Source organism: Variovorax sp. AC103, assembly GCF_979254005.1.
The window spans coordinates 143,711-152,918 of the sequence record NZ_CEEDFC010000018.1 but is presented as its reverse complement, the minus strand read 5'-3'; the positions used below and the strand labels follow the sequence as shown (position 1 = coordinate 152,918).

Here is a 9,208-nt window from a genome sequence, read left to right as displayed (position 1 = left end):
CCCGACGCATGAATCGGCTCTCGAATTTGAATTTCTCCCTCCCCTTCCGGGGGAGGGCTGGGGTGGGGGCACGCGGCCGTTGCAAAAGCACGGCCTCCACCGGCGCCGCTCGCCCCCATCCCAGCCTTCCCCCAGGGGGGGAAGGAGCCACTACGCAGAGCACCCGACGCGCATGAATCGGCTCTCGAATTTGAGTTTCTCCCTCCCCCTTTGGGGGAGGGCTGGGGTGGGGGCACGCGGCCGTTGCAAAAGCACGGCCTCCACCGGCGCCGCTCGCCCCCATCCCAACCTTCCCCCAGAGGGGGAAGGAGCGAAGACCAAGACATGAACACCACCGGACCTCTTCAAGGCATCCGCATCCTCGACCTCACGGCCGTGGTGATGGGGCCCTATGCCACGCAGACGCTGGGCGACCTCGGCGCCGACATCGTCAAGGTCGAGCCGCCCGCCGGCGACAACCTGCGCGCGGTCGGCCCGATGCGCCATGCCGGCATGGGCGCGATGGCGATGCACCTCAACCGCAACAAGCGATCCGTCGTGCTCGACCTCAAGCAGCCCGAGGGCCGCGAGGCCTGCCTGCGGCTGGCGGCGGGGTGCGACGCGCTCATCTACAACACACGACCGCAGGCGATGGCACGGCTGGGCCTGGGCTACGACGCGGTGGCCGCGGTCAACCCGAAGATCGTCTACCTCGGCGCCTTCGGCTACGGCGAAGAAGGCCCCTATGCGGGCAAGCCCGCGTACGACGACCTGATCCAGGGGGCGGCAGGCATCGCCTCGCTGTTCGCGCAGCAAAGCGGCAGCGCGCCGCGCTACGCGCCCGTCACGCTGGCCGACCGCGCCGTGGGCCTGCAGGCCGCCATTGCCCTCCTTGCCGCCGTGCTGCATGCGCAGCGCACCGGCCAGGGCCAGGCCGTGGAGGTGCCCATGTTCGAAGCGCTGTCGCAGTTCGTCATGGGCGACCACCTCGGCGGCCACAGCTTCGAGCCGCCGCTCGGCCCCACCGGCTACGCGCGCCTGCTCGCGCCGCACCGCAAGCCCTACGCCACGTCGGACGGCTACCTGAGCGTGCTCATCTACAACGACAAGCACTGGCAGTCCTTCTTCGACGTCATCGGCCGCCCCGACCTGCGCGCCTCGCCGATGTTCGGCACGCACACCGCGCGCGCCGCGAACATCGGCGCGGTGTACGCGTTCGTGGCCGAGGTGATGGCCACGCGCAGCAGCGACGCATGGTTCGCCGCGCTGGCGGCGGCCGACATTCCGGTCGCCCGCCTGCACAGCACCGAGAGCCTGCTCGACGACCCGCACCTGCGCGCGGTCGATTTCTTTCCCGAGTTCGACCACCCGACCGAAGGCCGCATCCGCACCCTCGCGCCGGTCGGGCGCTACAGCGCCACGCCCACGGCCATCCGCCGCCCCACGCCGCGCATCGGCGAACAGAGCGTGGAGCTGCTGCGCGAAGCCGGCTACGACGACGCGGCCATCGAACGCATGCTCGCGCGCGGCGTCACGCTGCAGCCAGATCCAATGAAAGACAGCGAATGAATTTCTCCCTGAACGAAGACCAGCGCTCGCTGGTCGCGGCCATCGAACGGCTGTGCGAAGACTTCCCCGCCGACTACTGGCGCGACCACGACGACCGCGCCGTGTTCCCGCACGCGTTCCACCGCGCCGTGGCCGAGAGCGGCTGGCTCGGCATCGCCATGCCCGAGGCGCAGGGCGGCGCGGGGCTCGGCATCACCGAGGCGGCGCTGATGATGCGCGCCATCAGCGCGTCGGGCGCCGGCATGTCGGGTGCGTCGGCGGTGCACATGAACATCTTCGGGCTCAACCCGGTGGTGGTGTTCGGCAGCGAGGCGCAGCGCCAGCGCTTCCTGCCGCCGCTGATCGCCGGCACCGAGAAGGCCTGCTTCGCCGTGACCGAACCCGACGCGGGCCTGGACACCACCAGCCTGAAGACACAGGCGGTGCGCCGGCCCGGCGGCGGCTATCTGCTGCACGGCCGCAAGATCTGGATCTCGACCGCGCAGGTGGCCGACCGCATGCTGATCCTCACGCGCACCACGCCGCTGGACCAGGTGAACAAGCCCACGCAGGGGCTCACGCTGTTCTACACGCCGCTGGACCGCAGCAAGGTCGAGGTGCGCGAGATCCACAAGCTCGGCCGCGCGGCGGTCGACTCCAACATGCTGTTCATCGACGGGCTCGAAGTGCCTGAAGAAGACCGCATCGGCGAGGAAGGGCGCGGCTTCGAATACATCCTGCACGGGCTGAACCCCGAGCGCATATTGATCGCGGCGGAGGCCATCGGCATTGGCCGCGCGGCGCTGCGCATCGCCTCGCAGTACGCGCAGGAGCGCGTGGTGTTCGGCCGGCCCATCGGCCAGAACCAGGGCGTGGCGCACCCGCTGGCGCGCGCCTGGGCCAACCTGGAGGCGGCCGACCTGATGGTCTTCAAGGCCGCCACGCTATACGACGCGGGCGAGCCCTGCGGCATCGAGGCCAACGCCGCCAAGTACCTGGCGGCCGAGGCGGCGCACGACGCCTGCCAGAACGCCGTGCTCACGCTGGGCGGCATGGGCTATGCGAAGGAATACCACGTGGAGCGGCTGCTGCGCGAGAGCTACATACCGCGCATTGCGCCGGTGAGCCCGCAGATGATCCTGAACTTCATCGCCGAGAAGGCGCTGGGGCTGCCCAGGTCGTACTGACCCAGTTGGCCCGGACACCGCCATGGCCGAAGCCCCGGCCAGCGCATGGGGCGTGCGGGGAGGGGACAATCGTGCTCCTGCCGTTTCCACCAGCCAAGAGACAACAGCCATGAAGCTCCCCACCCAAGTCAGACTCGTCGACGTCGGCCCGCGCGACGGCCTGCAGAACGAAAAGCAACCCGTCTCCGCCGAAGTCAAGATCGGCCTCGTGCACCGCCTGCAGGACGCCGGGCTCAAGGAAATCGAGGTCACCAGCTTCGTGTCGCCCAAGTGGGTGCCGCAGATGGCGGACAACGCCCAGGTGATGCACGGCATCCAGCGCAAGGCCGGCGTTCTCTACTCGGTGCTCACGCCCAACATGAAGGGCTTCGAGGCCGCCATCGCCGCGCCGCGCGAGGAGTGGCCCGACGAGATCGTGGTGTTCGGCGCCGCCAGCGAAGCCTTCAGCCAGAAGAACATCAACTGCTCGATTGCCGAGAGCATCGAGCGCTTCGCGCCCGTGGTGGCCGCGGCGCGCGAGAAGGGCATTCGTGTGCGCGGTGCCATGTCGTGCACCGTGGGTTGTCCCTATGAAGGCGAGATCGCGCCGGCGAAGGTCGGCTACCTCGCGCAGTTGATGAAAGGCATCGGCGTGCAGCGCGTGGACGTGGCCGACACCATCGGCGTGGGCACGCCGCACAAGGTGCGCGGGGCGATGGAGGCCACGCTGGCGCACTTCGAGGTCGACGCCATTTCCGGCCACTTTCACGACACCTACGGGCAGGCGCTGGTCAACACGCTGGCGGCGCTCGAACTGGGCGTGTGGAACTTCCAGTCGTCCTCGGCCGGCCTGGGCGGCTGCCCCTACGCCAAGGGCGCGACGGGCAACGTGGCAACCGAAGACGTGGTCTACATGCTGCAGGGCATGGGCATCGAGACCGGCATCGACCTGGACAAGCTGATCGACGCGGGCGTGTACATCAGCGAGGCGCTGGGCCGCGAACCGAACTCGCGCGCGTCGAAGGCGATCCGCACCAAGCGGGCCGGTTGAAGCATGGACCTGAATGTCTGGCTTGCGTTCCTGGTGGCCAGTTGCGTCATCGCGGTATCGCCCGGTTCGGGCGCGGTGCTCAGCATGAGCCACGGGCTCAGCTACGGCGTGCGGCGCACCACGGCGACCATCGTCGGCCTGCAGCTGGGGCTGGCCGTGGTGCTGCTGGTGGCCGGGCTGGGCGTGGGCGCGGTGCTCACCGCCTCGGCCACCGCGTTCACCGTCATCAAGGTGGTCGGCGCCTGCTACCTGCTGTGGCTGGGCTGGCGGCAATGGCGAGCGCCTGTCGCGGCCGCTGCGCAAGCGGACGGCGGCGCAGCGGTGTCCGTGCGCGAGCCCGACCTCACTGCGGCGCAGCGTGTGCTGCGCGGCTTCCTGACCAACGTGACCAACCCCAAGGGCATCGTGTTCATGGCCGCCGTGCTGCCCCAGTTCATCCAGCCGACGCGGCCGTTGTGGCTGCAGCTGCTGGTGCTGCTGGCCACGACGGTGATGGTCGACGTGACCGTGATGCACGGCTACGCCTGGCTGGCCGCGCGGCTGCAAGGCGTGCTGCGCAGCGTGCGCGCCCGGCGCGCGCAGAACCGCGTCTTCGGCGGCGTGCTGATGGCGATGGGCGCGTTCCTGTTCCTGTTCAAGCGCAGCGCCTGATAGATTCGATGCGATGTGCGGCTCCGAACTCCATTCCCTTCCTGAAGGCGTCCAGCGCGTGGCCCGCGTGCTGCAGGACGCCGGACACCCCCATTCGCCACGCATGCTCGACGACGCCTGCCGCACCGCGCAGCAGGCCGCCGACGCGCTCGGCATTGCCGTCGGGCAGATCGCCAAGAGCATCATCTTCCGCCGCAAGAGCGACGAGGCGGCCGTGCTGGTCATCACCTCGGGCGACAAGCGCGTGGACGAGAAGAAGGTCGATGCGCTGGTCGGCAAGACCGGCCGCGCCGATGCCGAGTTCGTGAAGGCGCGCACGGGCTTCACCATCGGCGGCGTGTCGCCCGTGGGGCATGTGACCAAGCCCGTGGTGCTGATCGACCGCGAGCTGTTCCGCTTCGACGACATATGGGCCGCCGCGGGCCATCCGCACGCGGTGTTCCAGCTGCGCCCGCAAGACCTCGAGACCCTCACCGGCGCGCCGGTGGCGGACGTGGTGTGAATTTCGGCGACGCCGAGACGCTGGCCGAACGTGCCGTGGCCGTGCGTGGCGCAGCCGATGCGGTGCCTTCGCCCTGCACGTCGGTGTGCCGCATGGACAAGCTCAGCGGCTTGTGCGAAGGCTGCCTGCGCACCATTCCCGAGATCGCGGGCTGGAGCAAGATGGAAGACGAAACGCGGCGCCATGTGTGGCGCGCCATCGAGTTGCGGGCCAGGGCCGGCATCTGGCGTTCGACGGCCGATGCGGCCCACCCAGGCGACACAGGAGACACCCACGCATGAAGCACATCGACTTCTATCTCGACTTCATCTCGCCCTACGCGCACCTCGCGTTCGAGCACCTGCCCGAGGTGCTGCAGGGCCTGAGCTACAGCGTGGCCTACAAGCCGGTGCTGCTGGGCGCGCTGCTCAAGCAGCACGGGCAACTGGGCCCGGCGGAGATTCCGTCCAAGCGCAGCTGGACCTACCGCCACGTGCTCTGGCTGGGCCACACGCACGGCATCGCGATCGAGATGCCGGCCTCCCACCCCTACAACCCGCTGGCGCACCTGCGGCTGGCGCTGTCGACCAGCGACGACGGCACCGTGAGCCGCCTGGTGGCCGAGACCGTCTTTCGCCACGTGTGGCGCGGCGGCGAAGAAGCGGGCGATGCCACCCGGCTGGCCGCGCTGACCGCGCAACTGAAACCTAAGCGCGAAGCCGGCAGCGACGAGAGCAAGGCCCTGCTCAAGCGCAACACCGACGAGGCGCTGCAGCTCGGTGTGTTCGGTACGCCGGCCTGTGTGGTCGACGGCAAGCTGTTCTGGGGTTTCGACGGGCTGGCAATGCTGCGCGCCTACCTCTCGGGCGATGCGTGGTTCGACGGCCCGGCGTGGACCGACGCCGACCAGCGCCCCTCCTTGCTGCGCAGCAGCAAGGGCTGAGTACAAACCCGCGAAGGGTTTCGATTTCTTACAGGCTGAAACGCGCGGCGCGGGTTTCACCTTAATTCGTAAGCGTCGGTTCAGTTTCGCGAAAGGCTCGGGTCAGTCGCGCCTCCAAGAATGCCTCACGGCCCCGGAACCCGGGCGCCGCATGAACGCATACACACAGGAGACGACCCATGGCAGCCACACTAGATTCCCGGGGAGTGCCGCATCCGGCACCCCGGCCCATGTCCGCGGAGGAGAAGAAAGTCATCTTCGCCTCCTCGCTCGGCACCGTGTTCGAGTGGTACGACTTCTACCTCTACGGTTCGCTGGCCGCGATCATCGCCAAGCAGTTCTTCAGCGGCCTGGATGCGGGCGCGGCCTTCATCTTCGCGCTGCTGGCGTTCGCCGCGGGCTTCCTGGTGCGTCCGTTCGGCGCCATCGTGTTCGGCCGCCTGGGCGACATGATCGGGCGCAAGTACACCTTCCTGGTGACGATCCTGATCATGGGCCTGTCGACCTTCATCGTCGGCCTGCTGCCCAGCTACGCGACCATCGGCGTCGCGGCGCCGGTGATCCTGATCGCGCTGCGCATGCTGCAGGGCCTGGCGCTCGGCGGCGAGTACGGCGGTGCCGCCACCTACGTGGCCGAGCACTCGCCGCACGGCAAGCGCGGTGCCTACACCTCGTGGATCCAGACCACGGCCACGCTCGGCCTGTTCCTGAGCCTGCTGGTCATCCTGGGCGTGCGCGAAGGCCTGGGCGAAGCGGTGTTCAACGACTGGGGCTGGCGCATTCCGTTCCTGGTGTCGATCCTGCTGCTGGGCATCTCGGTGTGGATCCGCCTGACGCTGTCGGAGTCGCCCGCCTTCCAGAAGATGAAGGCCGAGGGCAAGACCTCGAAGGCGCCCCTGGCCGAGTCCTTCGGCGAGTGGAAGAACCTGAAGATCGTCATTCTTGCGCTGGTCGGTCTCACGGCCGGCCAGGCGGTGGTCTGGTACTCGGGCCAGTTCTACGCGCTGTTCTTCCTGACGGCCCAGCTGAAGGTCGATGCGACCACGGCCAACCTGATGATTGCCGCGGCGCTGCTGCTGGGCACGCCGTTCTTCGTGATCTTCGGGACGCTGTCCGACAAGATCGGCCGCAAGCCGATCATCATGGCCGGCTGCCTGCTGGCCGTGGTCACCTACTTCCCGGTCTTCAAGATGCTGACCGAAGCCGCCAACCCCGACCTGGCCCGTGCACAGGCCACGGCCGGCGTCACGGTGACGGCAGACCCGGCGTCGTGCTCGTTCCAGGGCAACCCGGTGGCCCGCGAGATCGACTTCCGCAGTTCCTGCGACATCGCCAAGCGCTACCTGGTGCAGAACTCGGTGAGCTATGAGAACGTGGCCGGCGCGCCGGGTTCGAAGGCGGTCGTGAAGATCGGCGACAAGACGGTCGAGGCGCCCGTCGGCAACGTCGTGAACCTCAAGTTCGACGAGAACTCCGCCAAGGAAATCGCCGCCTTCAAGAAGGGCGTGGCCGAAGACCTGAAGATTGCTGGCTACCCGGCGAAGGCCGACCCCGCCAAGATCAACAAGCTGCTGACCGTGCTGCTGCTGTTCTGGCTGGTGCTGCTGGTGACGATGGTCTACGGCCCGATCGCAGCGATGCTGGTCGAGATGTTCCCCACCCGCATCCGCTACACCTCGATGAGCCTGCCGTACCACATCGGCAACGGCTGGTTCGGCGGACTGCTGCCGACCACGGCCTTCGCCATCGTGGCCTCCACCGGCAACATGTACAACGGCCTGTGGTACCCGATCATCATCGCGGGCATCACGCTGGTGATCGGCACGCTGTTCATCCGCGAGACCAAGGACGTGGACATCTACGCGAACGACTGATCGATCGCGCGCTGAAGAGGAGGGCACGGGTCCTCCGCTCCACAAAGAGGCTTCATGCCACGCGCATGAGGCCTTTTTCTTGAGCCTTTCAATTCGTCAACCATCCCCCAGGAGACAACACCCATGTGGAAAATCGTCGTCGGCTTCGTCATCTTCGCCGCCCTTGCCCTGTACGTGATCTCGAAGGCCGGTGACAAGGTCGACATGTCGGGCGAGAAGCATGGGGGCGACGCGGCCACGCACGAGCCAGCGCCTGCGGCGGCGCCGAAGTAAGGCGGTCTCGAGGAGAACGCGCGCTTGTTCTTCTCCGGCGAGCCGGGCCTTGCCTGAAGGCCCTTCAATGCTCGACAGCGGGGGCTCAGCGCTTGAAGCGCCCGTCGCTGATGATCGACAGGTCCGCGAAGTCGATGCCGCTGTGGTCCTGCGGCGAGTAGCTCACGTCCAGCCCGCCGCCCAGGTCGAAGTTCCTGATGCTCTCGAGCGCGGCGACCATCTTTGCGCGCGTGGCCTTGGGGCCGGCGCGGCGCAGCGCCTCGACCAGCACCTTGGCCGATGCAAAGCCTTCCAGCGCGGCCGGCGACAGTTCGGCCTGGCCCTTGGCCTGCGCCAGTGCCAAGGCCTCCTTCACCATCGGCTGGCCCGCGGCGCGCTCGCTGGGGAACACCTGCGTCACGATGACGCCCTTGCTCGCTTCGCCCAGTTGCTTGATGAAGCCCGACGAGGCGTTGTTCGACAGCGTGACCACCTGCGCCGCCGAGCCCGCGGCGCGCAGCGCCTTGATGCCGTCGACCACCGCGACGCCCGAGCCGATCCACACCACCGCCTGTGCATTGGCCTCCTGGATGGCCGGCACGATGGCCTTGTAGTCCGGCTTCTCGCGGTCGGCCGGAATGGTCACCGTCGGCTTGGCCTTGCCCTTGGTGAAGCCGGTCATCGCGCCTTCGAGCGCGTCGGTGCCGAAGGAGTCGGTGACATACACCACCGCGATGCGCGTGAGGCCGATGGTCAGCAGGTGCTGCACCGCCTTCTCGGCCTCGCGCTGGTAGGTGGCGCGCACGTTGAACACCTGCCTCTGCAGCGGCTTGTGCAGCACCATGGCGCCGGTGGAAGGGCCGATCAGCGCCACGTCGTACTTGTCGAGCCACGGGATGATGGCTTGCGAATGCGGCGTGCCGCGGCTCATGAAGAGCGCGAGCACCTTCTTGTCCTCGATGAGCGCGCGTGCGTTCTCGCCGGCGCGCTTCACGTCGAAGGCGTCGTCCATGCGGATCACCTCGATCTTCTCGCCGTGGATGCCGCCCTGGGCGTTGACCGCGTCGATGATCAGCTGCGCGCCGCCGATGGTCTCGTTCACGCTCGCGGCCACCGAGCCGGTCATGCCGGCCGTCTGGCCGATCAGGATCTGGGCCGAGGCGCCCAGTGCCGTCAATGCCAGCAGGGCAGCGGCGCAAAGCGTGCGCGTCTTTGTCATGAGGGGCTTTCGAAGGAATACACGATCAGTTGCTAAGAGATGCA

Annotated in this window: 10 protein-coding genes; 9 read left to right on the top strand and 1 reads right to left on the bottom strand. The window is 68.0% G+C overall.

What is annotated here, in order from left to right; genetic code table 11:
• The first annotated feature begins 324 nt into the window (after positions 1–324).
• The 9 genes from AC0IYU_RS24335 to AC0IYU_RS24295 all read left to right on the top strand — a co-directional run bounded on the left by AC0IYU_RS24335 (position 325) and on the right by AC0IYU_RS24295 (position 7,966).
• Positions 325–1,548 (top strand): CaiB/BaiF CoA transferase family protein, encoded by a 1,224-nt coding sequence (locus AC0IYU_RS24335; RefSeq protein ID WP_472122024.1) that lies wholly within the window; start codon positions 325–327, stop codon positions 1,546–1,548.
• Positions 1,545–2,714, top strand: a complete 1,170-nt coding sequence (locus tag AC0IYU_RS24330; RefSeq protein ID WP_472122022.1) for an acyl-CoA dehydrogenase family protein — start codon at positions 1,545–1,547, stop codon at positions 2,712–2,714. The genes AC0IYU_RS24335 and AC0IYU_RS24330 overlap by 4 nt, the downstream gene beginning before the upstream one ends.
• Before the next feature lie 109 nt (positions 2,715–2,823).
• Positions 2,824–3,744 carry a hydroxymethylglutaryl-CoA lyase gene (locus tag AC0IYU_RS24325; protein WP_472122019.1) on the top strand — a complete coding sequence of 307 codons (921 nt, stop codon included), beginning with the start codon at positions 2,824–2,826 and terminating at the stop codon, positions 3,742–3,744.
• Positions 3,745–3,747: 3 nt separating this feature from the next.
• Entirely contained in the window at positions 3,748–4,395 is a 648-nt protein-coding gene (locus tag AC0IYU_RS24320) for a LysE family transporter (RefSeq protein WP_472122017.1), read from the top strand.
• 13 nt (positions 4,396–4,408) lie between these two features.
• The gene (locus tag AC0IYU_RS24315; protein ID WP_472122014.1) at positions 4,409–4,897 is read left to right on the top strand and encodes a YbaK/EbsC family protein; all 489 of its coding nucleotides are present in this window, start codon (positions 4,409–4,411) and stop codon (positions 4,895–4,897) included.
• On the top strand, positions 4,894–5,178 hold the full coding sequence (locus AC0IYU_RS24310; RefSeq protein ID WP_472122011.1) for a DUF1289 domain-containing protein: 285 nt from the start codon (positions 4,894–4,896) through the stop codon (positions 5,176–5,178). Before AC0IYU_RS24315 ends, AC0IYU_RS24310 begins: the two co-directional genes overlap by 4 nt.
• Positions 5,175–5,819 (top strand): 2-hydroxychromene-2-carboxylate isomerase, encoded by a 645-nt coding sequence (locus AC0IYU_RS24305; protein ID WP_472122008.1) that lies wholly within the window; start codon positions 5,175–5,177, stop codon positions 5,817–5,819. The genes AC0IYU_RS24310 and AC0IYU_RS24305 overlap by 4 nt, the downstream gene beginning before the upstream one ends.
• 179 nt (positions 5,820–5,998) lie before the next feature.
• Entirely contained in the window at positions 5,999–7,693 is a 1,695-nt protein-coding gene (locus AC0IYU_RS24300) for an MFS transporter (protein WP_472122006.1), read from the top strand.
• Between the two features lie 123 nt (positions 7,694–7,816).
• Positions 7,817–7,966, top strand: a complete 150-nt coding sequence (locus AC0IYU_RS24295; protein ID WP_435436773.1) for a hypothetical protein — start codon at positions 7,817–7,819, stop codon at positions 7,964–7,966.
• A gap of 85 nt (positions 7,967–8,051) precedes the next feature.
• Here AC0IYU_RS24295 and AC0IYU_RS24290 read toward each other — a convergent pair whose 3' ends face one another.
• Positions 8,052–9,164: an ABC transporter substrate-binding protein gene (locus tag AC0IYU_RS24290; RefSeq protein ID WP_472122003.1), complete on the bottom strand. Its 1,113-nt coding sequence runs from the start codon at positions 9,162–9,164 to the stop codon at positions 8,052–8,054.
• Positions 9,165–9,208: the final 44 nt, after the last annotated feature.